This window comes from Amycolatopsis speibonae (assembly GCF_042647925.1).
GTDB classification, from domain to species: domain Bacteria; phylum Actinomycetota; class Actinomycetes; order Mycobacteriales; family Pseudonocardiaceae; genus Amycolatopsis; species Amycolatopsis speibonae.
Genome location: NZ_JBHRWK010000060.1, coordinates 27,777 through 51,585, shown reverse-complemented (window position 1 = coordinate 51,585; position 23,809 = coordinate 27,777). Strand labels below are relative to the sequence as shown.

Below are 23,809 nucleotides of genomic sequence, written 5' to 3'. Positions count from 1 at the left end.
TTTCAGGCGTAGGCGCCGGCCTCGATGTCCCCGGCCAGGGTCGGTCCGAAGGGGGCCCACTTGAGGAGTTCGCGGGTGTGCTCGCTCGACGCGGACATGTCCAGCGCGAAGAACCGGCCGACGAAGCCGAAGTGCTCGGCGCCGTTCTCCGGCGCGACGGACACCACGGGGACGTCGAGCATCCGTCCGACGGCTTCGGCGATTTCCTTTGTCGTGACGGCTTCTTCGGCGACAGCGTGGAGCAGCGAGCCGGTGGGCGCGCCTTCCAGCCCCAGCCGGACGAGCCGGGCCGCGTCGGTGCGGTGCACCGCCGCCCAGGCCTTGGTGCCGTCGCCGAGGTATCCGGAGACGCCGTGCTTGCGGGCGGCCGCGACAAGCCCCGAGACGAAGCCGTGGTCGCCGACGCCGTGGACCGACGGCGCGAAGCGGGCGCTGATCACCCGCATGCCCTTTTCGGCGTATTCGAGGGCGAGGTTCTCGCTGCCGCCTCGGTGAGAGTCGGGGCCGACGGCGGGGGAGAGATCGGTTTCGGCGGCGGGACGCCCCGTGGCCAGGGTCGAGAGCCCCGCGGCGAGAACGAAGGCCCGTCCCGTCCCGGTCAGCGCGTCGGCGAAGGTTTCGACGGCTGCTCGCTCGGCGCGGTTGGACTCGGCGGGGTTCGCCCAGTCGTGTTTGTTCGCCAGGTGGATGACCGCCTCGGCTTCGTCGGCGCCGGCGCGGAGGCCGGCGAGATCGTCCAGGTCGCCGCGGCGGACCCGGGCCCCCTTCCGCTCCAGCGTGGCGGCGGAGGCGTCCGAGCGGGCGAGGCCGGTGACCTCGTGGCCGGCGTCGAGCAACTCGTCCACGACGGCCGAGCCGATCCAGCCGGTCGCTCCGGTGACGAATACGTGCATGGGATAACTCCTTCTATTTGGTGTTGCGGGAAAGGCGTGATTGCAGGACGACGAGCGCCCCGAGGACGAGCACACTCACGCCGATCACCCGCAGGGCCGTGCTCGTACTGGTGACGAACGCGGAAATCACTTCGGGGGCGCGGCCGGGCGCGATGGCGAGGGCCTGCGCCACGGTGTGCGGATCGTGCTCCGCACGGAGGTCGGACGGCAGCGCGGCGACGAACTGTCCGGTGAGGACGGTGCCGATGACCGCGACGCCGAGCGCGCTGCCGAACTCGCGGGTGGTGGCTTGCAGCCCGGCGCCGACACCGGCCTGAGCCGGCGGCAGCGAACCGGAGATCGCGGCGGACAGGGTCGGAAGGGCCAGCGTGACACCGATGCCGGTCACCACGAGCCAGGCCGCGTAGACAGGGTACGGCGTCGAAGCGTCGTTTGTGGACAGTCCGACGAGGCCGCAGCCGCAGAAGACGAACGCGATGGCGACGGTGGCGTCGACGCCGACGCGCTGGACGAGCTTGCCCACCTTCCGCGCGCCGAGGACGACCGGCACTGTCAGCGGGATGATCCCCAGCCCGGTCAGCAGCACACTGAATCCCTTGCCGTACTGCAGGAAGGACGCGTTGACGTAGAACAGCGCGAACATCCCGAAGAAGATCGCGGTCATGCCGAGACAGGCACTGCGCAGCGCGGGCACGCGGAACAACCGGGGATCGAGCAGCGGATGCTCGGCCTTAAGTTCCACGAACGTCCACAGGGCGAACAGCACGACCGAACCGGCGAACCCGGTCAGGACGATCGGGCTGCCCCAGCCTTTTTCGGGCCCTTCGACGATGCCGAGCAGCAACGCGACCGACGCGCCGACGAGCAGGACTGCGCCGAGCGGGCCGATCGGCCGGTCGCGCCGCGGGGACACCGGCGCGATCCGGGCGACGAGCGCGGCGAGCACCAGGGAGAGCGGGACAGCGGCCGCGAACAGCCAGCGCCACGACCCTCCGGACAGCACCGCGCCGCCTCCGACGTTCCCGACGGCACCGCCGATCCCGGTCATCGACGCCCAGGTCGCGATGGTCACGCCCTTGCGTTCGGCGGGCACCGCGTGCAGCAGGACGGCGAGCGTGTTGGGCAGTACGGCGGCGGCGCCGACCCCGGTGATCGCCCGGCCCGACAGCAGGACCGGCACGTTCGGCGCGACAGTCGACAGCAGCGCGCCGATCGCGAACAGCGCCAGGCCGGCGAGCAGGACCCCCTTGCGGCCGAAGCGGTCGCCCGCGGCGCCGCCTGGGATCACGAGACAGGCGAAGAAGACGACGTAGGTGTCGACGATCCAGATCAGCGCCGACGCGGACGGGTGGAGGTCGCTCGCGGCCAGCATCGGGACGGCGAGGTTGATCGCGGCGACCATCCCGACCACGAGCACGACACAGGCGCACATGGCGGCCAGCAGGCCGGTTCGCGAGACCGGACGGCTCGCCGCGGCTGCGGCGTCGTCACGGAGGTGAAGTCGGAGTGGCATGTCCGCAAAGCTATTGACCAGCGTGGCCTTCGTGCCACGCAACTTTGGCAAAGAGTAGTTGCGTAAGATGCAACTATGGCCGATCAGCTGGACCTGAACCTTCTACGGGTGTTCGATGCGTTGCTGCGGGAGGGCAGCGTGACGGCGGCCGCTGAGCGGTTGCACCTGTCGATCCCGGCGGCGAGCCGGGCGCTGGGCAGGTTGCGGCGGGCGATGGGGGACCCGATCCTGGTGCGCGCCGGCCGCGGGATGGTGCCGACGCCGTTCGCGCTCCGGACCGTGCCGCGCGTGCGATCGCTGCTGGACGAGGCGTCCGCCCTGATCAGCGCCGACCGCGACCTGGCGATCGGCGATCTCGAACGCACCTTCACCATCCGCATCAACGACGGCGTCGCCGCGACACTCACCACCGCGGCCGTCGAGGCGACCGCCGCCGTCGCGCCGGGTGTGGTCCTGCGTTTCGTGGCCGAAGGCAGCGAGAGCACCGAAGCGCTGCGGGACGGTTCGGTGGATCTGGACATCGGGGCCGGTGACGTCACCGCTCCCGACATCCGTGCGATGCCGCTGTACCGCGAACGAGTGGTCGGGATCGTCAGGGCGGACGGTCCGCTCGGCGGCACACGGCGTCCGACGCTGGCCCAGCTTTGCCGGTATCCGCACGTTTCCGCCTCCCGGCGCGGCAGGGGCAGGGGGCCGCTCGACGACGTGCTCGAAGCGGCCGGCCTCCAGCGCCGGGTCGCGGCGGTCGTCCCCACGTCGGCCGTCGCCGCGTTCCTCGTCTCGTCGAGCGACTACGTCGGACTCGTGCCCTCTCGGCTCGCCGAGCAGTACGGCCGGTCGCTCGGCCTTCGCTGGTTCCCGATCCCCGCTGACCTCCCGGAGATCGAAGTCTGCCTGCTCTGGCACGCGCGCCTCGACGCCGATCCGGCCCAGCGCTGGCTACGCGAAACGATCCGCGACGCGCTCAAGTCCCTGTGAGCCCGTCCACGCGAGGGGTGGCCGGACGGCGGTCCGGTGGTACAGTCCCGAAGGTTGATCAACACCGATCGAGCAAGAAAGCGAGGTGAGCGGCACATGCCGGAAGACAGTTCTGGATCGACCGGAAGCGGTCGCCGTTCACCCGTGTGCGCGGTGCGCTGACCCTTTCCGGTCTCCTTTCCCTGTCTGGCTTTGTGTACGCACGCCAGAAAAGAGCCGGAATCATGAACACCTTCGAAATGCTGCTCAGGGTCGGCACCGGCGTCGGCCTCGGCGCCGTCATCGGCATCGAGCGCCAGTACCGCGCCCGGATGGCCGGACTCCGCACCAACGCCCTCGTCGCCGTCGGCGCCACCCTCTTCGTCCTGTTGTCCGCCCACGGTTTCGGCGGGCTGAACACCAGTGGTGACGCCGACCCGACGCGGGTCGCCGCCCAGATCGTCTCCGGCATCGGCTTCCTCGGCGCCGGGGTGATCCTGCGGGACGGACTGAACGTCCGCGGGCTCAACACCGCCGCCACGCTGTGGTGCTCGGCGGCCGTCGGATCCCTTGCGGGAGCGGGACTTTACGTCGTCGCGCTCGCCGGGACCGTGGTCATCGTCGGGGTCAACGTGCTGTTGCGCCCGCTCGGCCGCGTCGTCGACCGTCGCCCGGACAACCGTGACGAGTGCTCGGAGCAGGAAGAGCCCGAGAGGGCCTGACGAAGTGGGTCGGGTTGGTCGTGAGTGGTAAGTGCCGTTAGAACGGCACTTACCACTCACGACCAACCCGACCCACCACTTGCAGGTACGCCTGTCAGTTCAGCAGTCCAGGAAGTCAAGCAATATCCGCGAAAACCTGCCGGGCTTCTCCAGGTTGACCATGTGCGCGACCCCGGGAACGACGAGTTTCCGGGCGTCGCGTGCCTCGGTTTCGATCCGGTCGGCGATGGCGAGGATGTCCGAGGAATCCAGATCACCCACCAGCGTCAAGGTGCGCGGCGTCAGCTCGCCGACGCGTTCGATGGCCCGCAGTTCGTCCATCAGCATGAACCCGCTGCCGCGGTGCCGGGTGATCGTCTGCGTGTACATCTCCTGGCACCGTCGCCGGACGTCCTGGTCGACGACTCCCGGGACACGGTGCGGACCGTCCACCCACATTCGCAGGATGCATTCGATGGCGGCAGGGAGATCGCCCCTGGCGCCCGCTTCTTCGAGCTTCTTGTTCTGCTCCAAGACAAAGGGATCCTTGGTCACCATGGCGCTGAGCCCGGTCGCCACGAGGACGAGGTTCTCGACCAGGTCCGGGTGGGTCAGCGCGAAGTCGACCGCGATCCGCCCGCCGCCGGACAGTCCGACCAGTGAGGCGCGGGGGAGCGACAGCGCCCTCATCAGCTCGCGGAGATCGTCGTAGTGCCTGAACCGCTCTGTCGGCGTGGACGACTCGCCGTGTCCGCGCGCGTCGTACCGGATGACGGTGTGACGCCGTTCGAGTGTCGTCATCTCGGCGTCCCACATCCGCGAGTCGAGCATCCCGCCGTGCAGCAGGACGATCGGATCGCCCTCGCCCCGGATCTCGTACGCGAGCTCGCCGTTCTCGACCTGAATCCGTCCGTGGGCCATGTGCCCACGCTACCGAAAAACGACGAAGGCCCCTTTCCCCAAAGTGCGGGGAAAGGGGCCGACGCGGGCGATGCCTACGCCTGGGTCATCTTCCGCAGGACGTACTGCAGGATGCCGCCGTTGCGGTAGTAGTCCGCCTCACCCGGGGTGTCGATGCGGACGTCCGCGTCGAACTCCACCTTGGTGCCGTCGGTCTTCGTCGCGGTGACGTGGACCGTGCGCGGGGTTTCGCCGTCGTTCAGCTTCGTGATGCCCGTGATGTCGAACGTCTCGGTGCCGTCGAGGCCGAGCGACGAGGCCGACTCGCCTGCCGGGAACTGCAGCGGGATGACGCCCATGCCGATCAGGTTCGACCGGTGGATGCGCTCGAACGACTCGGTGATCACCGCGCGCACGCCCAGGAGCGAGGTGCCCTTGGCCGCCCAGTCACGCGACGAACCGGAGCCGTACTCCTTGCCGCCCAGGACGACCAGCGGGATGTCCTGCGCCGCGTAGTTCTGCGCCGCGTCGTAGATGAACGACTGCGGGGCGTCGTCCTGGGTGAAGTCGCGGGTGTAGCCGCCCTGCACGTCGTCCAGCAGCTGGTTGCGCAGCCGGATGTTCGCGAAGGTGCCGCGGATCATGACCTCGTGGTTACCGCGACGCGAGCCGTAGGAGTTGAAGTCCTTCTTCTCCACACCGTGCTCGGTCAGGTACTGCGCGGCCGGGGTGCCCGGCTTGATCGCGCCGGCGGGGGAGATGTGGTCGGTGGTGACCGAGTCGCCCAGCTTCGCCAGCACGCGCGCGCCGGCGATGTCGGTGACCGCCGACGGCTCCGCCTTCATGCCCTCGAAGTACGGGGGCTTCCGGACGTAGGTGGACTCCGTGTCCCAGTCGAAGGTCTTGCCCTCGGGGGTCGGCAGCGACTTCCACCGCTCGCCACCGTCGAAGACGTCGGCGTAGTCCTTGGTGAACATCTCCTGCGTGATCGCGTAGTCGATGGTCTCCTGGATTTCCGTGGCCGAGGGCCAGATGTCCTTCAGGAAGACGTCGTTGCCTTCGGTGTCCTGGCCGAGCGGCTGGTTCTCGAAGTCGAAGTCCATCGTGCCGGCGAGCGCGTACGCGATGACCAGCGGCGGCGACGCGAGGTAGTTCATCTTCACGTCGGGGTTGATGCGGCCTTCGAAGTTCCGGTTACCCGAGAGCACCGAAACCGCGGTGAGGTCGTTCTCCTGGATCGCCGCGGAGATCTCGTCCGACAGCGGGCCCGAGTTGCCGATGCAGGTGGTGCAGCCGTAGCCGACCAGGTGGTAGCCCAGCTTCTCCAGGTACGGCCACAGGTTGGCCTTGGTGTAGTAGTCCGTGACGACCTGCGAACCCGGCGCCATCGAGGTCTTGACCCACGGCTTGACCGCGAGACCCTTGTCGACCGCGTTCCGCGCGAGCAGCGCCGCGCCGAGCATGACCGACGGGTTGGAGGTGTTGGTGCAGGAGGTGATCGAGGCGATCACCACGGCGCCGTGGTCGAGGATGAACTCGCCGCGGTCGGACGTGCTGACCTTGACCGGGTTGGTCGGGCGGCCGCTGTGGCCGTTCGCCGCCGACTGGACCTCGACCGCGTCCTCCTCCTTGAAGGAGAGGGCGGCGGGGTCGCTGGCCGGGAAGGTCTCCTCGACGCTCTCGTCCACGTTGGTGTGCGGGACCTGCTCGCCGCCGACGTAGTCGTGGATCGACTTGCGGAACGAGTTCTTCGCGTCGGTGAGCTCGATGCGGTCCTGCGGGCGCTTCGGGCCGGCGATCGACGGGACGACCGTCGACAGGTCCAGCTCGATGTACTCGGAGTACTCCGGCTCGTGCGACGGGTCGTGCCAGAGGCCCTGCTCCTTGGCGTACGCCTCGACGAGCGCGACCTGCTCCTCGGAGCGGCCGGTGAGCTTGAGGTAGCGGACGGTCTCCTCGTCGATCGGGAAGATCGCCGCGGTGGAGCCGAACTCCGGGCTCATGTTGCCGATGGTGGCGCGGTTGGCCAGCGGCACCGCGCCGACGCTCTCGCCGTAGAACTCGACGAACTTGCTGACCACACCGTGCTTGCGCAGCATCTCGGTGATGGTGAGCACGACGTCGGTGGCGGTGACGCCGGTCGGGATCTCGCCGGTGAGCTTGAAGCCCACGACGCGCGGGATGAGCATGGAGACGGGCTGGCCCAGCATGGCCGCCTCGGCCTCGATGCCGCCGACGCCCCAGCCCAGCACGCCAAGGCCGTTGACCATGGTGGTGTGCGAGTCGGTGCCGACGCAGGAGTCGGGATACGCCTGGCCGTTGCGGGACATGACCGTGCGTGCGAGGTGCTCGATGTTGACCTGGTGCACGATGCCGGTGCCCGGCGGGACGACCTTGAACTCGTCGAAGGCGCCCTGGCCCCAGCGCAGGAACTGGTAGCGCTCGCGGTTGCGCTCGTACTCGATCTCGACGTTGCGCTCGAAGGCGTCGGCGCGGCCGAAGACGTCGATGATGACCGAGTGGTCGATGACCAGCTCGGCGGGCGCCAGCGGGTTGACCTTGTCCGGGTCGCCGCCGAGGTCGGTGACGGCCTCGCGCATGGTGGCGAGGTCGACGACGCAGGGCACACCGGTGAAGTCCTGCATGATCACGCGGGCGGGCGTGAACTGGATCTCGATCGACGGGTCCGCACTGGCGTCCCAGTTGCCGAGCGCGCGGATGTGGTCGGCGGTGATGTTCGCGCCGTCCTCGGTCCGCAGCAGGTTCTCGAGCAGGATCTTCAGGCTGTAGGGAAGGCGCTGGGAGCCCTCGACCTTGTTCAGGCGGAACACCTCGTAGGAGGCGTCGCCGACCTTCAGCGTGTCTTTGGCGCCGAAGCTGTCCTTGCTGGCAGGTGCTGTCACTTCTTACTCCAGTGGCGGGTCAGTTCGGTGTGTTCTCCTGGCCGTTCGGGTCGGCCCGGAGCGAGTGTTGCGCACCCCCACCGTAAGTCCGGACCCGGGATGGCACACCTCGTTCGTCCCTTCAAACAGTACGCCTGTACTTTTTGGCTGGCAACCCGACACGCGGGTAGGGAACATCTCATCGACCTGCGTCCATTCGAGTGACGAAACGTTCGTCTGTTCGTCCCCCGTTGAGGGGAAATGGTGCCTACGGTGTGTAAGTTCCTGGTGGTGCTTCTGGTAATGCTGTTACTGCAGTGGCACAGTGAGCTCGTCGTTCAAGATCAGGAGGTGGGCGGATCGTGCGTGGTGAAACCGGGTCAGGGGCCGGTGCCCGCCGTGGCGTGACCATCGGCGCGCTCGGCATCGCCCTGTTGCTCGGGGTGACCGGCACGGGTCTCGCGGTCCCGCCGCCCCCGCCGAACCCCAGCGACTCCGAAATCAACTCCAGCAAGGCCGACGCCAACGCCAAGGCGGGCGACGTCGGCAGGCTCACGAACCAGCTGGCCCAGGCCGAGTCGAAGCTCGCCCAGCTCAACGACGACGTCGAGCTGAAGATGGAAGAGGCCAACAAGGCGAGGGTCGACGCCGACACCGCGCAGGACGAAGCCGCGCAGGCGGACCGCGAAGCGCAGTCCGCGCGCACCGAATCCGATGCCGCGCAGGCGACCATCGACAAGGCCCGCGCCGACCTCGACAAGTTCGCCGCCGCCAGTTTCCAGCAGGGCAGCACCATCGGTTCGGTGTCGGCGTACATCACCGCCGACAGCCCCAAGGAACTGCTCGGCCGCGCCCAGCTGCTCGACGCGGTCGGCGGCAGCAGGCTGAACGCGCTCGACACGATGAAGCGCGCGCAGACGGAGAAGTCCAACAAGGACGCGACGGCGCGCAAGAAGCTGGAGATCGCGCAGGAACGCAAGCGCGCGGCCGAGGCGGCCAAGCACGAGGCCGACAACGCGCAGAGCGCCGCGCAGCACGCGCAGGACACGCAGTCCACGCAGAACGAGAAGCTCGAAGCCGACAAGACGAGCGTCGAGAAGCAGCTCTTCGAAGCGCAGCAGAAGGTCAGCGGGCTGCAGGGACAGCGGCAGCGCTACGACGACTGGAAGGCGCAGAAGGCCCGCGAGGACGAGGAGCGCGCTCGTCAGGCCGCTCTCGCCGCGTCGAGGCCCAGCCAAGGCGGCGGTGGCCGCCCGTCGAGCGGCAGGCCGGTCCAGTCGGCTCCCGCCGGGGCGAGTGTCGAAGCGGCCGTCCAGCGGGCGTTGTCGCAGCTGGGACTCCCGTACGCGTGGGGCGGCGGCAACACCTCCGGTCCGACGCGCGGTATCCGTGACGGCGGCACGGCCGACCGGTACGGCGACTACCTGAAGATCGGCTTCGACTGCTCGGGCCTGATGATCTACGCGTTCGCCGGGGTGCGGGCGCTCCCGCACTACAGCGGATACCAGTACAACGCCGGGCGGAGGGTGCCGCTTTCGCAGATGCGCCGCGGCGACATGCTCTTCTGGGGCGGCGGCGGAGGCATCCACCACGTCGCGATGTACCTCGGGAACGGGCAGATGGTCGAGGCGCCCCAGTCGGGCCTGCGGGTCCGGGTCGCGCCGGTGCGCTACGGCGGCATCATGCCGTACGCGGCCCGCTTGATCGGCTAGGCGTGGCGTACGCGGGGATCGTGCTGGCTGGCGGTGCCGCGCGCCGCCTGTCCGGTGTGGACAAACCCGCGCTCCCCGTTGGCGGGAAACCGTTGCTGGCCAGGGCTCTGGCCGCCCTTGTGGACGCCGACCCGGTGATCGTGGTCGGCCCCGAACGGCCGGGTTTCGGCGATGTGCTGTGGACGCGGGAGTCCTCGCCCGGAGCGGGTCCGGTGGCCGCGCTGGCGGCCGGTCTCGCGTTGGTGCGCACGGAGATCGTCGTCGTGCTGGCCGGGGATCTCGCCGGCGTCCGGTCGTCCACTGTGGATCGGTTGGTGACTTCGCTCGGCGCCGCGTCCGGTGCGGTGCTGGTCGACGGCTCGGGGGAGCGGCAGTGGCTCCTCGGTGCCTGGCGTGCGGAGGCGCTGTGCGGCGCCTTGCCGGAGACGGTCGAGAACGCGTCGTTGCGGCGGACGCTGGGTGGGCTGGAGATCGTCGAGGTGCCCGAAGAGCCGGGAGAGAGCGACGACATCGACACGCCGGAGGACCTCGACCGCTGGTCGTGAGAGCCCCTTCACAGCCGTCATACCGCTGATCGGGTTGGCTACCTTCACGAACGGCTGTGCCACCGACCACTACGGTCACATCCGGACGGAACAACGCAAGCGGGGAACACAGGAGGCACGAGTGACCGAGCCCGGCTACGCCGACGGCGCGCAGCAGCAGCCCGGAACGCCGGCGCGGGACGCCCAGTTGCTGGAGCGGACCGTGTTCGAGGTCAAACGGATCATCGTCGGCCAGGACAGGCTGGTCGAGCGGATGCTGGTCGGCCTGCTGGCCAGGGGGCACCTCCTGCTCGAAGGCGTTCCCGGTGTCGCGAAGACCCTCGCCGTCGAGACCTTCGCGCGCGTGGTCGGCGGTTCGTTCTCGCGTGTGCAGTTCACCCCGGACCTGGTCCCCGCCGACATCCTCGGCACCCGGATCTACCGCCAGGGCGCCGAGCGGTTCGACGTCGAGCTCGGCCCGGTCGTGGCGAACTTCGTGCTCGCCGACGAGATCAACCGCGCGCCGGCGAAGGTGCAGTCGGCGATGCTCGAGGTGATGGCCGAGCGGCACGTGTCGATCGGCGGCCAGACCTTCCCGATGCCCGACCCGTTCCTCGTGCTCGCCACGCAGAACCCGATCGAGAACGAGGGCGTGTACCCGCTGCCCGAGGCGCAGCGCGACAGGTTCCTGTTCAAGATCGTCGTCGAGTACCCGACCGCCGAGGAAGAGCGGGAGATCATCTACCGGATGGGCGTCACCCCGCCCACCCCGCAAGAGGTGCTGAGCCCGAGCGAGCTGGTCCGGCTGCAGAACGTCGCCTCGCAGGTCTTCGTGCACCACGCGCTGGTCGACTACGTCGTCCGACTCGTGCTCACCACCCGTACGCCGAACGACCACGGACTCGCCGATGTCGCGGGCTGGGTGTCCTACGGCGCCTCGCCGCGTGCCAGCCTCGGCATCATCGCCGCCGCCCGCGCGCTGGCACTGGTCCGCGGCCGGGACTACGTGCTGCCGCAGGACGTCGTCGATGTCGTCCCTGACGTGCTGCGTCACCGGCTCGTGCTGTCCTACGACGCGCTGGCCGACGGCGTCCCCATCGACCACATCATCACGCGGGTGCTGCAGACCGTGCCCCTGCCGCAGGTCTCGGCCCGTCCGCAGGGCGGCGCCGCGCAGGGTGTCCCGGCCGGTGCACCGGTCAGGTAGGGAATCCGCGTGAAGAACGAGAAGGGCGAACGTCCTTCCTGGGCACCGCCGGTACTACGCGGGGAGCGGATGGAGGCGGGCCTGCGCACGCTCGAACTCGACGTGCGCCGCCGCCTCGACGGTCTGCTGCAGGGAAACCATCTCGGCCTCGTGCCAGGACCGGGTTCGGAGCCGGGGGAGGCCCGGCCGTACCAGCCCGGTGACGACGTCCGCCGGATGGACTGGGCGGTCACCGCGCGGACGACGAGCCCGCACATCCGGGAGACCGTCGCCGACCGTGAGCTGGAGACGTGGCTGGTGGCGGACGTGTCCGCGAGCCTCGACTTCGGCACGGCGCTGTGCGAGAAGCGTGACCTGGTCGTCTGCGCGACGGCCGCGGTCGCCCATCTGACCGGCGGCGGTGGCAACCGGATCGGCGCGCTCGTCTCCAACGGGGCGGGCAGCATCACGCGGATCCCGGCGCGCGGCGGGCTCCCGCACGCGCGGGGGCTGGTCCGCAAGCTCGCCGAGACCCCACGCGCCGAGGAAGGCGTCCGCGGGGACCTCGCCGCGGCATTGGAGAAGCTGCGCCGCCCGCCCCGCCGTCGCGGGCTCGCCGTGGTGATCTCCGACTTCCTCGGTGACACCGAATGGCAGCGCCCGTTGCGCGCGCTCGGCGGGCACCACGACCTCATCGCCATCGAAGTCCTCGACCCGCGCGACATCGACCTGCCCGACGTGGGCACCGTCGTGCTGGCCGACCCGGAGACAGGGAAACAGCGCGAAGTGCACGCTTCGGCCTTGCTGCGCAAGGAATTCGGCGCCGCGGCGCATGCTCACCGGCAGGAGGTCGCGGCCGCGCTGCGCCGGGCCGGTGCCGCGCATCTGGTGCTGCGCACCGATTCGGACTGGATCGCGGACATGGTCCGGTTCGTGGTGGCACGCAAGCGCCGCTGGTCCGGTGGTGTCGCGTGAGCCTCACCGGATTCGCTTCGCCGTGGTGGTTCCTGCTGCTGCTGGCGGTCGCCGCGGTGGCCGTGGGCTACGTGCTTTCCCAGCGCGGGCGGCGCAAGCGCACCATGCGGTTCGCCAACCTGGAACTGCTGGAGAAGGTCGCGCCGAAGAGCCAGGGATGGGTGCGGCACGTGCCCGCCATCCTGATCGTGCTCTCGTTGCTGGTGCTCACAGTCGCGCTCGCCGGGCCGACGGCCGAACAGAAGGTGCCGCGCAACCGGGCCACCGTGATGCTGGTGATCGACACTTCGCTGTCGATGGAAGCGACCGACGTCGCCCCGACCCGGCTGAAGGCGGCTCAGGAGTCGGCGCGTTCGTTCGCGCAGAACATGACACCCGGGGTGAACCTCGGGCTGATCTCCTTCGCGGGGACGGCGACCGTGCTGGTCGCGCCGACCACCGATCGCGGCGGTGTCGTGAAGGCGATCGACAACCTGAAGCTGGCGCAGTCGACGGCCACCGGTGAAGGGATCTTCGCGGCGTTGCAGTCGATCGAGAGCTTCTCGGCGATCGTCGGTGGCGCGGAAGGCCCGCCGCCCGCCCGGATCGTCCTGATGAGCGACGGCAAGCAGACCGTCCCGGATGATCTGTACGCACCGCGAGGCGGCTACACGGCCGCGCAGGCGGCGAAGCAGGCCCAGGTGCCGATCTCGTCGATCTCGTTCGGGACCACGCACGGTTCGGTCGACATCGACGGCAAGCCCCAGGACGTGAAGGTCGACGACGAATCGCTGGAGGAGATCGCCCGGCTTTCCGGCGGCGACTTCTACAAGGCGGCGAGCGCGGACGAGCTGAAACGCGTGTACGACGACCTCGGCGAGCAGATCGGGTACGAGCTGAAGGACGCCGACGCGAGCCGGCCTTGGGTCATCGTCGGGACGTTGGTGCTGATGATCGGCGCCGCCGCTTCGCTCTTCCTGGGCCAACGCCTGCCGTAGCGGGTTCGGCTAGCGGATGACCACCGCGCTCCCGGTGGCCGGCCAGCGCACCGCGTGCACCTGGCCGGCGCTGTTGTCGGACGAGCCGACGATGTCACCGAGGGCGTTGATGCCGTTGGCCTTGGTCCGGTGTCCGCCGGGCAGCGCCGGCAGCTCGGTCACCGTCCCGTCCGGGGCCCAGCGCAGCGCCTGTCCCGGGGCTCCGGCGACGCCGAATTCGTACGAGCCCGACACGACCCCGGCGTCGCTGATCCCGGTCGCCTCGCCACGCGAGGTGCCCTCGGGGAGGGACAGCTTGGTGATCCGGCCGTCGGGGCTCCACCGGACCGGGTGCTCCCCGGAATAGCCGACGACGTCGCCACGATCGTTGAGCGCGACGGCACGGGTGTGCTCCTCGCCGGGCAAGCCCGTCAGCTCGGTCACCGTTCCGTCCGGATCCCAGCGGACCACGTGGTCGTTGGTCTCGTTGCGGATTCCGGAACTTCCGATGATCACCCCGCGGTTGTTGATCGCCTTCGCGGCGCCACCGGCGTGGCCGGGCAGGAGGGGCAAGAGGCTCGGCGTCCCGTCCGGGGCCCACCGCGTCGGCTGTGAGCCGCCGCGCCGGGAGCTCGCGCTGCCGACGATCACCCCGTTGTCGTTGATCCCCGAAGCGCGTGAGCGGTGCGTGTGGAACTCCGGCTCCTTGAGGGCCGTCATGGTTCCGTTCCGGTCCCAGCGGATCGCGCGGTCCTTGTTCAGCTTCTTGTTGTCGGTTCCCACGATGACGCCGTGAGCGTTGATGTCGTCGGCCTCCGGCGTGTTCGAGTCGGGGGAGAGGTCGGTAAGGACACCGGACGGTGTCCAGGTGACAGGGTGCGGCATGCCCTCCGGCGGGAGGGACTGGCCGATGGCCTGTCCGTGGACGTTGATCGCGAAAGCCTCCGCACGGTCGCCCCCGGGGAACGAACGGCTCAGATCGATGGCCTTGCCCGGTGCCGTCCACTGCGCTGCGTGCCGCCCACGCACGGAGGTTTGTTCGGATTCGCCGGCCACGACGCCACGGGCGTTGATCGCCGCACCTGTGCTCTGGTCGTGTCCTGGCAGGGCGCCGAGGCCGGTGACGGTGCCTCGGGCGTCCCACACGACGGCGGTGTGGTGACCACTTCCGATGCTGGAATGCCCGGTGATGACGCCGGAGTCGTTGATCGCCTCGGCGCTGCCCCCTGGGTGCTCGGGGTGGAGGTAGGGCAGGGGCGTGGCGGTGCCGTTCACGGCCCAGCGCACGGGGTGGGCGCCGGAGCTGCCGACGACGACGCCGGCGTTGTTGATGCCTTCCGCCGAACCGCGGTCGTCACCAGGAAGCGGGGCCAGCTTGACGACGGTTCCGTCGGGGTTCCAGCGCACGGCCTGGGTCCCGGAGGTCCCGGCGATCGCGCCCGCGTCGTTGATCGCCGAGGCCGACGATCGGGAGTCGCCTGGTGCCAGCGCAAGCAAGGTCATGACGCCTTTCGCGTCCCACCGCGCCGCGCGCTCGACCGGCGGACTGCCGATCATGACGGTGCCGGCCACGACAACGCCGGTGTTGACCGCGGTGGCCTCCGAGTGCTCGTAGCGGTCGGGCGAGCTCAGCTCGGTGAACGAGCCGTCCGGACGCCAGAGCGCGGGCCGCCGGACGGACAGGTCGTCATAGGCCGAACCGGCGATGAACCCCTTGGCGTTGATCGCCCGCGCTTCCGTCATGCGGTATGTGCCCGGCACCGCGAGCGGGACCACCGCGCCGTCGGCGTTCCAGCGCGTGGCGATCGCCCCGCCGGCGGCGGTGCTGTGGACGCCGGCCATGGTGCCGGTGTCGTTGATCCCGGTGACGCGGCTGTCGCTGTCGACGGGGAACGCGCCGAGATCGACGACCTGCACCGAGGCACCCGCCGCCTTCTGCGCGCCGCCGAGCAGAAGGACCGCGACAAAACCGCACAGCAAGAACTTTCTCCGCGCCACGTGAACCCCTCCCGATTCGCCCGAGTCGGAGTATGGCGAAACGAGGGCAGGGGCGGGAACCGCTGATCGGACGCGGGCACACTCGTCCGCCCGTACTTCGTACGACGTCTCACAAATCCTTTGTGGCTCTACGAAACCATCTATCCACAAAGGATCAGGGGGCTGCGAAGCCGTTCTGCCGCCAAGCCTCGTAGACGCTGATCGCCGCGGTGTTCGACAGGTTCAGCGACCGGCTCGACGGCAGCATCGGCAGCCGCACCCGATCGGTCACCTGCGGGGATTCCTGGACTTCGGGAGGTAGTCCCGCCGACTCCGGCCCGAACATCAGCACATCACCGGGCTCGTACGCGACGTCGGTGTGCAGCCGCGTCGCCGAAGCGCTGAACGCGAAGACCCGGGCGGGCAGCAAGGCCGCCCATGCCGCGTCGAGATCCGCGTGGACGTGGACGCGCGCGAGGTCGTGGTAGTCGAGCCCGGCGCGCCGCAGCTGCTTGTCCTCCAGCGTGAAACCGAGCGGTTCCACCAGGTGGAGCTCACAGCCGGTGTTCGCGGTCAAGCGGATCGCGTTACCCGTGTTGGGCGGGATTTCGGGGCGGTAGAACAGGATGCGGAACACGAGGGTTGATCGTCTTTCGTTCACGGGCGGTTCGCCTGAGTGCGGCCGGGTGGCCATCAAGCCGGACAAGCATGAGGCCCGCCCGTGACCATCCCACCACAGGAGGGCTTCATGCCTTCGCTCCCTCACCCCCTGTCGCGGCGTCGCTTCCTCGGATACGGCTCCGCCGGCGCGGCCGCCGTCCTGCTGGGGACCGGTGCCTGGAACGCCGCCGGTGCGATGCCGCTCGCTCGCGGTGCCGGAAACCCGTTCACCCTCGGCGTCGCGTCGGGTGACCCGCTGCCCGGCGGCGTCGTGCTCTGGACCAGGCTCGCGCCGAAGCCCTACGAGGCCGACGGCTTCGGCGGCATGCCGCGGACGCCGGTCCGCGTCGAGTACGAGGTTTCGCTCGACGAGCGTTTCCGCGCCGTGATCCGCCGCGGTTCCGCGGTCGCCACGCCCGAACTCGGCCACTCCGTGCACCCCGAGATCCACGGGCTCGCGCCGGACCACGAGTACTTCTACCGCTTCCGCACGGGCGGGGAGATCTCGCCGGTCGGCCGCACCCGGACTGCGCCCGTCGCGTGGTCTTCGCCGCGTGAGCTGAACTTCGCGTTCGCGTCCTGCCAGAACTGGGAGGCGGGGCACTTCACCGCGTACGACCACATGGCGGCCGAAGACCTCGACCTGGTCGTGCACCTGGGCGACTACCTCTACGAAAGCGGTGTCACGGGCGTCGGCCGCGGGACGCCGGTGGGTCCGCAGTTCAAGGGCGAGACCTTCGACCTGGCCCGCTACCGGCTGCAATACGCGCTCTACAAGTCCGAAGCGCCGCTGATGGCCGCGCACGCCGCCTTCCCGTGGATCCACGTCAACGACGACCACGAGGTGGAGAACAACTGGGCGGGCGACCACTCCCAGGCCGACAACGAGCCCGACCAGGACCCGGTGGTGTTCCGCCAGCGCCGCGCCCAGGCCTTCCAGGCGATGTACGAGCACCTGCCGTACCGCATCGCCCAGCTGCCGAAGGGGCCGGACGCGCGTCTGCACCGGAGGCTGAGCTACGGCACTCTCGCCGACTTCACCATGCTCGACACCCGCCAGTACCGCGACGACCAGCCGTGCGGCGACGGTCAGTCGGCGAACTGCACCGAGCGGTTCGACGAGGAGCGCACCCTGCTCGGCTCGGAACAGCGGAAGTGGCTGCTCGACGGCTTCTCCCGGTCCCACGCGCGGTGGCAGATCCTGGGCAACCAGGCACCGATGGGCCAGACCGACACCGACGCGGGCGAACCGACGAACGTGTACCTCGACCCGTGGGACGGCTACGTCGCCGACCGCGACCGGGTGCTCGCCGCGGCGCAGGACCGGGGCGTGCGGAACCTGGTGGTCATCACCGGCGACAGGCACCAGAACTACGCCTGGGACCTCAAACGGAACTTCGGCGACCCGGGTTCGCCCACCGTCGCGAGCGAGTTCGTCGGGACGTCGATCACCAGCGGCGGCAACGGCGCCGACATGACGCCCGCGGGGGAGAACCTGCTGAAGGCCAACCCGCACATGAAGTTCTTCAACAACCAGCGCGGGTACGTCCGGGTCAACGTCAACCGGCAGCGCTGGCGGAGCGACTTCCGGGTGGTCCCGTTCGTCAACACCCCCGGCGCGCCGATCAGCACGCGGGCCAGCTACGTCGTCGAAGACCGGCGCCCCGGCGTTCAGTCCGCCTGAACGGGCAGGAAGGCGGCGTACTCCTCGCGGACCGACGCGGGCGGCGCCGCCTTCTTGAGCGTCGCCGGATCGACGAAGACATAGCGGGTCTTCACTTCCGTGCACACGTCGCCGCCGCGGATGATCTCGAAGTCGACGATGAGCGACGTGGTGCCGAGGTGGTTCAGGAACACGGCCACGACCAGTTCGTCGTCGTAGCGGCAAGGCGCGCGATAGCGGAGGTTCGACTCGGCGACGACGACGTCCACCCCGCGGGCCAGCGCCGCCTCATGGGAACCGAAGAGCGCTCTCTCCACCTCGAACATGGCCATGTCGACGTAGGCGAGGTAGTTCGCGTTGAACACGATGCCCTGTCCGTCGCACTCGTGGTAGCGCACGCGCAGCGGCATTTCGACGATCGGTTTCCGTGGCTCGGTCACGTTTTCCAACCTACTTGAGGGGCCCTTCCCCGGGCTGGGGAAGGGCCCCTCACCAGGCTCAGTCGATGAAGTCGATGTTCGGATAGCGCGGCGACTCTCCGTCGAACAGCTGCCGGTCACGGCCCTTCAGGTGCAGATCGAAGAACGCCCCGATGTAGTCCCGTTGTGCGGTCAGCGACCGCTTCGGGTCGATGGTGCCGATGGACGCCTTCCGTTTCTCCGGCGTCACCAGCGCGCCGAGCTGCGGCACGACGATCTGCAGATCGCTGTACGACATGTGCGTGCTGCCGCCTCGCAGGAGCAGGTCCCGCTTCCAGCCCCGCTGGTTGGCCCAGAAGTCCGCCCAGCTGCGGTCGAAGCCGGGTTGACGGTGCGTGTGCTCCAGCGGCTTCCCGTTCTCGTCGACGCCCTCGGCGCCCATCAGCAGGAACGGCCGGTCGAGACCGCGTTTCGTGACCTCGCCCGGGACGTAGGCGCTTCCCGGCGGGTAGCCGAACGCCGTCGCCATCGCGCCGTCCAGGTTGATCCCGGCGTCGATCCGGCGGTCGTGGACCATCGTCTCGCCCGCCGTGAACCCGCCGTAGGAATGCCCGTAGGCCCCGACCTTCGACAGATCGAGCGACCAGCCGAGCCCGCGGGGGAGCGGCCGGTTCTCGGCGTCCGGGTTCTGCCCCCGAGTGATCTTCGTGAGCTGGTCGAGGACGAACCGGCTGTCGCCGACCCGCGCGTCGAGCGCCTTCTTCATGAATTCGGGACCCTCGCCAGGCGGGAGTGCCGTTTCGAGCCGCCCGCCGGGGAACTCGACCGCGGCGCTCTCGTAGGTGTGCGAGAGCGAGACGACCACGTAGCCGCGGCTCGCCAGGTCGTCGACGATCGCCGAGTACGTCTCCCGAGGTCCCCCGAAGCCGGGAGAGAAGAGCACGACCGGCTTCGGCGCACCGGACGCCACCGGAACGCCGATCTCGGCCCGCCGCTTCGACGACGGCCAGTCGACGCTGCCGACCGGGACATCGAGGTCGTTCTTGTCCGCGAGAGCCTGGTCGATGACGGCGCTCATGCCGGGCGTGAGCCACGGCGCCCGGGGGCCTTCGGCGAACCGGTCCGCCGGATAGGTGACGGTGGCCATGAGCTCCCGGCGCCGTTCCGGTTTCCACGGATCAGCGCGGGAGCCGTCGATGAGGTGGAGGTCGGTGGTGCCGACCTCGTAATGGCCGGTGAGGGCTGGTGCGGTGAGTTTGACCTGTTCCGCCGCGAGAGCGGGGGCGGTCGTGGCGAGCCCGCCCGCGAGCGCGAGGCCCGCGACGACTGCCGAACCCCGCACCACCCTGGTGTGTCTCGATGACACTGCTGGAGTCCTTCCGGATCGGGGGCGGCCCGACGACCGCCTCCCTTCCGACCATGGCAGCGCCACCGGGTGACGCGCATCCCTCTGGAGGTGGAGCCCCGGTCACCCGTGCAGGGCACGGTAGGCCGACGCGGCTCCCGGATGCAGCGGCACCTTGCCGGTGCCGATCAGCGTCCGGACATCGAGGAACTGGGTCCCGACGGCGGGCGCCGGGACGAGGTCGGCGGCGTGCCCGGCCAGTACCCGCGCGACGGCGGCCGCGGCGTCGTCGGGCAGGGAAGGCGCCGCCAGCAACAGGTTCGCGACGCCGATCGTCCGCAGTTCGCCGACTCCCCGATAGGCCTGGGCCGGGACGTGGACCTGGTCGTACACCGGGCCGTAGCCCGCGCGCAGGGCGGGAAGGTGGGTGTCGAGGGGGAGGAGCGTGATCGGGGTGGTCCGGTTCAGTTCGGTGAGCGCGGGTGTGGGGATCCCGCCGGACCAGAACAGCGCGTCGACCTCGTGCGCCACCAGCGCGTTGATCGCTTCCCCGAGGAGGAGGTTCTTCGCGTGCACCGGGATTTCCGCGCGGGCGAACAGCCGGGTGCTGAACACCGCGACGCCGGATCCGTTCGCGCCCATCGCCACCGGCCGCCCGGCCAGGTCGGCGAGCGATCGCACGCGGCCGTCCGCGCGGACCACGGCCTGGTGGTAGTTCTCGTAGACGCGGCCGATGGCCGAAAACGAGATCGGCACGGAGAACGGCTCCGCCCCGGTGAAGGCGGACTCGGCGACGTCGCCGAGGACGAGTCCGAGATCGGCCCGGCCGTCCCGCAGCCGTCGCAGGTTCTCGACACTGGCCTCGGTCGCGACGGCCGTGGCGCGCAGCCGCGGTTCCATCCGGTTCAGCTGCTGGGCCAGCAACTCCGCGAAGGCGAGATAGAAACCGCCGCTCTCGCCCGCCGCGATGACGATCTCACGTTCGGGGCCCTGGTAGCCCGCCGTCGAGCAGCCTGCGAGGGTCGCGAGCCCGGCGAGGAGCGCGGTGCGCCTGGTGACGGTCATGGTGTGTCCTCTGCCGCGAGCGGGAGTTCGACGCGGACTTCGAGTCCGTGCGGTTTCGCCTCGCACAGCTCGAGTTTCCCGCCGCGGGCGACGACGTACTGGTTCGCGATCGCGAGGCCGAGCCCCGTCCCGCGCGGCGCGCCGTCGCCACCGGCACGCCAGAACCGTTCGGTCGCGCGCTCACGGTCCTCTGTGGACAGTCCGGGACCGTTGTCGGACACGAAGACCGTGGCGGTCTCGTCGCCGGTCTCGTAGCCGGTGGTGATGGTCGCGCCCTGACCGGCGTAGTGCACCGCGTTGTCCAGCAGGACATCCAGCACCTGCGCGAGGTCGCTTTCCGCACACCGCACCGGTACCGGCGTGTGGTGACCCTCCGCGGCGGGGAGGTGGACGCCGGCGTCGTCGGCCGACGGGCGCCACGCGTCGACCCGTTCGGCGAGTACGGAAGGGAGATCGCAGGGTTCGTCGTCGGCTTCACCCGCGGCGAGCCGGGTCGCGGCGCTTTCGGCGAGCGCCAGCGCGAGCAGCCCGTCGAGCAAGGACTCCAGGCGTTCGACCTCCGCGACGGTCGCCCGGTAGGCCCGCTGGCCGTCGCCGTTGACCTGCGCGGCCAGGGAATCCACCCGCAACCGCAAGGCCGCCATGGGATTGCGCAGCTGGTGCGACGCGTCCGCGACGAGCCGCCGCTGCTGTTCGGACGCCTCGACGACGGCGTCGGACATCCGGTTGAACGAGGTCGCGAGCGACCGCAACTCCCTCGGTCCCGCTTTGTCCGGAACCTGCGCCCGATGCCCTCCGGTGACCGCCTCCACGCCGGTCTCGAGTTCGTGCAGCGGCCGCACCATCCACCGCGCGAGCAGGACCGCGAGCAGGACGAACATGGCCGCGACCAGTACAGCGCCCGCGACGATCGCGGCCCAGCGCGTGGCGACGTCGGCCGCCGCCGTGGTCACCGCCGCGCGAAGCACGACCACCCCGGCCACCCTGGTCCCGGTGCCGACCGGGCGGGCGAAATAGACCGGATCCGCCGACCACGGGGTCAGCTGTTCGGGTCCCTTCGCGGGCTGGTTGCGAAGCGCCGACTCGACGAGCGTGTGGACCAATGGTTCCGCGGCGGTCATCCCGCCGGTTTCGACCAGGGGCATCCCGCGCGCGTCGACCACCACGACGGCCTCGCCGTATAACGACGAATACCGCGCGGCGTCGACCCCCAGCGCGGTCGGGTCAGCGGCGTCGACGGCCTGCTGGGCGAGGACGACGAACCGGTCGACGTCGGCGTTGCGGGCGATGACCAGCTGCTGCGTCCGCTGCGCGGCGGTCGAGCCGAACAGCGGGATCGCGAACGCGGCGACCACCGTCAGCGCGAGCGCGACGAGGACGACCAGCAGCCGGGTGCGCACCGGTCAGTCCCGGCCGAAGCGGTAGCCGAAACCCCGGATCGTGGTCAGCAGCCCCGGCCGGTCGAGTTTCGCGCGCAGCTGGGTCAGGTGCACGTCGAGCGAACGGGAGACGGCGAGGTACGCGTCGCCCCAGACCTCGTCCATCAGCTGCTGCCTGCTCACCGCGGTGCCGGGCCGGGCCGCGAGCACCGCGAGTACGGCGAACTCCTTGGTGGTGAGACCGATGTCGTTCCCGCCGACCAGCACCCGCCGTGCCGCGAGGTCGATTTCGACGTCTTCGACGCGGACGACGTCGTCCTGCGGCACGGACGAGCTGGCGGCGCGGCGCACGACCGCGTCCATCCTCGCCAGCAGTTCGGCGAGCCGGACCGGTTTGGTCAGATAGTCGTCGGCGCCGAGCCGCAGCCCGCGCACCACGGACCGCTCGTCCCCGCGCGCGGTGAGGACCAGCACCGGCACCAGCGACACCTGGCGCACTTTCCTGAGCACGTCGAGCCCGTCCATGTCGGGCAGGCCGAGGTCCAGCAGGATCACGTCGGCCTCGCGGTGCCGGTGCAGCGCGTCGCAGCCCCGGACCGCGTGGGAGACGGTATGGCCGCGCGTTTGCAAGGTCTCGGCGAGAGCGTCTGCGACGCTGGCGTCGTCTTCGACAAGCAGCACCCGCACGGCCATACCCTTCCGCCTAGCCTTCTCGGCCGGACACCGGCTCGGACTGCTTCTTCTTTTCGAGCTCCGAGGTCTTCGACGTTTCCCGCATTGTGCCGTACACGATGAGCGACACCAGGACACAGCCCGCGACGTAGTAGAAGAACACCGATTCGTGGCCCGCCCCCTTCAGCGCCTGCGCGATGAGCTCGGCGGTGCCGCCGAAGATCGCCACGGTCAGCGCGTAGGGGAGACCGACGCCGATCGCGCGGATCTTCGTCGGGAACAGCTCGGCCTTCACGATCGCGTTGATCGAGGTGTACCCGGTGACGATCACCAGCCCGGCCAGCATCAGCAGGAACGCGAGCACCGGCTCCTTCGTCCCGCCCATCAGCGTCATGATCGGGACGGTCAGCAGCGTGCCGGCGATCCCGAAGAACATCAGCAGCGGACGGCGGCCGATGCGGTCGGACAGTTTGCCCGCGAACGGCTGCAGGATCGCGGCGACGAGGATCGCGCAGAACAGGATCAGCGTGACCGTCCGGCGCGGGATGCCCGCGGTGTTCTCCATGAACTTCTGGCTGTAGGTGGCGAAGGTGTAGAACGACACCGTGCCGCCGAGGGTGAGGCCGACGACCAGCGCGATCTCCTTGGGGTACTTGGCCAGCGCGCGCAGCGTGCCCTTGTCGCCCGCGTCCTTGCCGGTGCCGGACTCCTTGGCCTCCTCGAAGCTGGCCGACTCGTCCATCCCGCGGCGCAGGATCATCACCACGACCGCGGCGAGCGCGCCGACGACGAACGCGATCCGCCAGCCCCACGAGGTCAGCTGCTGCTCGGTGAGGATGGCCTGCAGCAGCAGCTGGAGGCCGAGCGCCAGCAGCTGGCCGCCGTACAGCGTCACGTACTGGAAGCTGGAGTAGAACCCGCGTTTGCCGGGGGTGGCCACCTCGGACAGGTAGGTCGCGGAGGTCGAATACTCGCCACCGACCGAGAGGCCCTGGATGAGCCGGGCCACCAGCAGCAGGATCGGCGCGGCGATCCCGATCGTGGCGTAGGTCGGGGTCAGCGCGATCATCAGCGACCCGGCCGCCATCAACGTGACGGAAAGCACGAGTGCGCTTCGTCGCCCGAAGCGGTCGGCGAACCGGCCCAGCATCCAGCCGCCGAGTGGCCGCATGAGGAATCCGACGGCGAACACCGCCGCCGTGCCGAGGAAGGCCGCCGTCGTGTCCTTGGTGGGGAAGAAGGACTTGGCGAAGTACGTGGTGAAGGCGGCGTAGGCGTACCAGTCGTACCACTCGACCAGGTTGCCGATGGAGCCGCGCAGCACGTTGCCGACGACTCGCCTCTCGCTTACGGGCGGCGACGCTTCACCGATCCGGGTTGTCATCTTTGACCTCCTGTGTTCCGGCTCACGGTGAACAATCCGTGACGGC

At 69.8% G+C, this 23,809-nt stretch carries 20 protein-coding genes; 8 read left to right on the top strand and 12 right to left on the bottom strand.

The features are described 5' to 3' along the window. Positions 1 to 2: 2 nt before the first annotated feature. Together ACFOSH_RS33095 and ACFOSH_RS33090 are read right to left on the bottom strand one after the other, a co-directional pair. On the bottom strand, positions 3 to 893 hold the full coding sequence (locus ACFOSH_RS33095) for an SDR family oxidoreductase (protein WP_378243680.1): 891 nt from the start codon (positions 891 to 893) through the stop codon (positions 3 to 5). 13 nt (positions 894 to 906) lie between these two features. Next, positions 907 to 2,325 (bottom strand): MFS transporter, encoded by a 1,419-nt coding sequence (locus ACFOSH_RS33090; protein WP_378243699.1) that lies wholly within the window; start codon positions 2,323 to 2,325, stop codon positions 907 to 909. A gap of 156 nt (positions 2,326 to 2,481) precedes the next feature. Between ACFOSH_RS33090 and ACFOSH_RS33085 the strand changes: the two genes are divergently transcribed. Together ACFOSH_RS33085 and ACFOSH_RS33080 are read left to right on the top strand one after the other, a co-directional pair. Then, entirely contained in the window at positions 2,482 to 3,384 is a 903-nt protein-coding gene (locus tag ACFOSH_RS33085) for a LysR family transcriptional regulator (RefSeq protein WP_378243678.1), read from the top strand. 224 nt (positions 3,385 to 3,608) lie between these two features. Next, complete coding sequence (locus ACFOSH_RS33080; RefSeq protein WP_449224200.1) at positions 3,609 to 4,085, top strand: MgtC/SapB family protein; 477 nt, start codon at positions 3,609 to 3,611, stop codon at positions 4,083 to 4,085. Positions 4,086 to 4,184: 99 nt separating this feature from the next. On the opposite strand, the gene ACFOSH_RS33075 is transcribed toward ACFOSH_RS33080, so the two are convergent. Continuing rightward, positions 4,185 to 4,985 carry an alpha/beta fold hydrolase gene (locus ACFOSH_RS33075; RefSeq protein ID WP_378243676.1) on the bottom strand — a complete coding sequence of 267 codons (801 nt, stop codon included), beginning with the start codon at positions 4,983 to 4,985 and terminating at the stop codon, positions 4,185 to 4,187. A 74-nt stretch (positions 4,986 to 5,059) separates the two neighbouring features. After that, positions 5,060 to 7,867 carry an aconitate hydratase AcnA gene (gene acnA / locus ACFOSH_RS33070; protein WP_378243674.1) on the bottom strand — a complete coding sequence of 936 codons (2,808 nt, stop codon included), beginning with the start codon at positions 7,865 to 7,867 and terminating at the stop codon, positions 5,060 to 5,062. Positions 7,868 to 8,208: 341 nt separating this feature from the next. Here acnA and ACFOSH_RS33065 point away from each other — a divergent pair, with 341 nt between their 5' ends. The 5 genes from ACFOSH_RS33065 (at position 8,209) to ACFOSH_RS33045 (ending at position 13,220) form a co-directional block, all read left to right on the top strand. Then, complete coding sequence (locus tag ACFOSH_RS33065) at positions 8,209 to 9,558, top strand: NlpC/P60 family protein (protein WP_378243672.1); 1,350 nt, start codon at positions 8,209 to 8,211, stop codon at positions 9,556 to 9,558. Positions 9,559 to 9,560: 2 nt separating this feature from the next. Further along, positions 9,561 to 10,103, top strand: coding sequence for a molybdenum cofactor guanylyltransferase (mobA, locus tag ACFOSH_RS33060; protein ID WP_378243670.1), 543 nt, complete (start codon positions 9,561 to 9,563; stop codon positions 10,101 to 10,103). A gap of 121 nt (positions 10,104 to 10,224) precedes the next feature. Then, positions 10,225 to 11,289, top strand: a complete 1,065-nt coding sequence (locus ACFOSH_RS33055; protein WP_378243669.1) for an AAA family ATPase — start codon at positions 10,225 to 10,227, stop codon at positions 11,287 to 11,289. Positions 11,290 to 11,358: 69 nt separating this feature from the next. Next, on the top strand, positions 11,359 to 12,243 hold the full coding sequence (locus ACFOSH_RS33050) for a DUF58 domain-containing protein (RefSeq protein WP_221473007.1): 885 nt from the start codon (positions 11,359 to 11,361) through the stop codon (positions 12,241 to 12,243). After that, positions 12,240 to 13,220 (top strand): VWA domain-containing protein, encoded by a 981-nt coding sequence (locus ACFOSH_RS33045; protein ID WP_378243667.1) that lies wholly within the window; start codon positions 12,240 to 12,242, stop codon positions 13,218 to 13,220. The genes ACFOSH_RS33050 and ACFOSH_RS33045 overlap by 4 nt, the downstream gene beginning before the upstream one ends. A gap of 9 nt (positions 13,221 to 13,229) precedes the next feature. On the opposite strand, the gene ACFOSH_RS33040 is transcribed toward ACFOSH_RS33045, so the two are convergent. Further along, complete coding sequence (locus tag ACFOSH_RS33040) at positions 13,230 to 15,197, bottom strand: hypothetical protein (RefSeq protein ID WP_378243665.1); 1,968 nt, start codon at positions 15,195 to 15,197, stop codon at positions 13,230 to 13,232. A gap of 154 nt (positions 15,198 to 15,351) precedes the next feature. Continuing rightward, on the bottom strand, positions 15,352 to 15,813 hold the full coding sequence (locus ACFOSH_RS33035) for a tRNA (cytidine(34)-2'-O)-methyltransferase (protein ID WP_378243663.1): 462 nt from the start codon (positions 15,811 to 15,813) through the stop codon (positions 15,352 to 15,354). Positions 15,814 to 15,924: 111 nt separating this feature from the next. Between ACFOSH_RS33035 and ACFOSH_RS33030 the strand changes: the two genes are divergently transcribed. Continuing rightward, the gene (locus ACFOSH_RS33030) at positions 15,925 to 17,520 is read left to right on the top strand and encodes an alkaline phosphatase D family protein (RefSeq protein WP_378243661.1); all 1,596 of its coding nucleotides are present in this window, start codon (positions 15,925 to 15,927) and stop codon (positions 17,518 to 17,520) included. Here ACFOSH_RS33030 and ACFOSH_RS33025 read toward each other — a convergent pair. From ACFOSH_RS33025 to ACFOSH_RS33000, 6 genes are all read right to left on the bottom strand, one after another. Beyond that, positions 17,508 to 17,939, bottom strand: coding sequence for an acyl-CoA thioesterase (locus ACFOSH_RS33025; protein ID WP_378243659.1), 432 nt, complete (start codon positions 17,937 to 17,939; stop codon positions 17,508 to 17,510). The two genes, ACFOSH_RS33030 and ACFOSH_RS33025, sit on opposite strands and share 13 nt — an antisense overlap. Before the next feature lie 58 nt (positions 17,940 to 17,997). Next, positions 17,998 to 19,284 carry an alpha/beta hydrolase family protein gene (locus ACFOSH_RS33020; RefSeq protein ID WP_378243658.1) on the bottom strand — a complete coding sequence of 429 codons (1,287 nt, stop codon included), beginning with the start codon at positions 19,282 to 19,284 and terminating at the stop codon, positions 17,998 to 18,000. 102 nt (positions 19,285 to 19,386) lie between these two features. Next, positions 19,387 to 20,328: a TAXI family TRAP transporter solute-binding subunit gene (locus ACFOSH_RS33015; RefSeq protein ID WP_378243656.1), complete on the bottom strand. Its 942-nt coding sequence runs from the start codon at positions 20,326 to 20,328 to the stop codon at positions 19,387 to 19,389. Beyond that, positions 20,325 to 21,728, bottom strand: a complete 1,404-nt coding sequence (locus tag ACFOSH_RS33010) for a sensor histidine kinase (RefSeq protein ID WP_378243654.1) — start codon at positions 21,726 to 21,728, stop codon at positions 20,325 to 20,327. Before ACFOSH_RS33010 ends, ACFOSH_RS33015 begins: the two co-directional genes overlap by 4 nt. A 3-nt stretch (positions 21,729 to 21,731) precedes the next feature. Beyond that, positions 21,732 to 22,400, bottom strand: coding sequence for a response regulator transcription factor (locus ACFOSH_RS33005; protein ID WP_378243652.1), 669 nt, complete (start codon positions 22,398 to 22,400; stop codon positions 21,732 to 21,734). A 10-nt stretch (positions 22,401 to 22,410) separates the two neighbouring features. Next, positions 22,411 to 23,763 (bottom strand): MFS transporter, encoded by a 1,353-nt coding sequence (locus ACFOSH_RS33000; protein WP_378243650.1) that lies wholly within the window; start codon positions 23,761 to 23,763, stop codon positions 22,411 to 22,413. Positions 23,764 to 23,809: the final 46 nt, after the last annotated feature.

What these genes read in the sequence shown, in the direction of transcription:
- ACFOSH_RS33075 (WP_378243676.1), bottom strand. Translation starts at nt 4,985, where the DNA reads ATGGCCCACGGACGGATTCAGGTCGAGAACGGCGAGCTCGCGTACGAG.
- ACFOSH_RS33000 (WP_378243650.1), bottom strand. Translation starts at nt 23,763, where the DNA reads ATGACAACCCGGATCGGTGAAGCGTCGCCGCCCGTAAGCGAGAGGCGA.
- ACFOSH_RS33030 (WP_378243661.1), top strand. Translation starts at nt 15,925, where the DNA reads ATGCCTTCGCTCCCTCACCCCCTGTCGCGGCGTCGCTTCCTCGGATAC.
- ACFOSH_RS33090 (WP_378243699.1), bottom strand. Translation starts at nt 2,325, where the DNA reads ATGTGCGCCTGTGTCGTGCTCGTGGTCGGGATGGTCGCCGCGATCAAC.
- ACFOSH_RS33095 (WP_378243680.1), bottom strand. Translation starts at nt 893, where the DNA reads ATGCACGTATTCGTCACCGGAGCGACCGGCTGGATCGGCTCGGCCGTC.
- ACFOSH_RS33050 (WP_221473007.1), top strand. Translation starts at nt 11,359, where the DNA reads ATGGAGGCGGGCCTGCGCACGCTCGAACTCGACGTGCGCCGCCGCCTC.
- ACFOSH_RS33085 (WP_378243678.1), top strand. Translation starts at nt 2,482, where the DNA reads ATGGCCGATCAGCTGGACCTGAACCTTCTACGGGTGTTCGATGCGTTG.
- ACFOSH_RS33080 (WP_449224200.1), top strand. Translation starts at nt 3,609, where the DNA reads ATGAACACCTTCGAAATGCTGCTCAGGGTCGGCACCGGCGTCGGCCTC.
- ACFOSH_RS33005 (WP_378243652.1), bottom strand. Translation starts at nt 22,400, where the DNA reads ATGGCCGTGCGGGTGCTGCTTGTCGAAGACGACGCCAGCGTCGCAGAC.
- ACFOSH_RS33015 (WP_378243656.1), bottom strand. Translation starts at nt 20,328, where the DNA reads ATGACCGTCACCAGGCGCACCGCGCTCCTCGCCGGGCTCGCGACCCTC.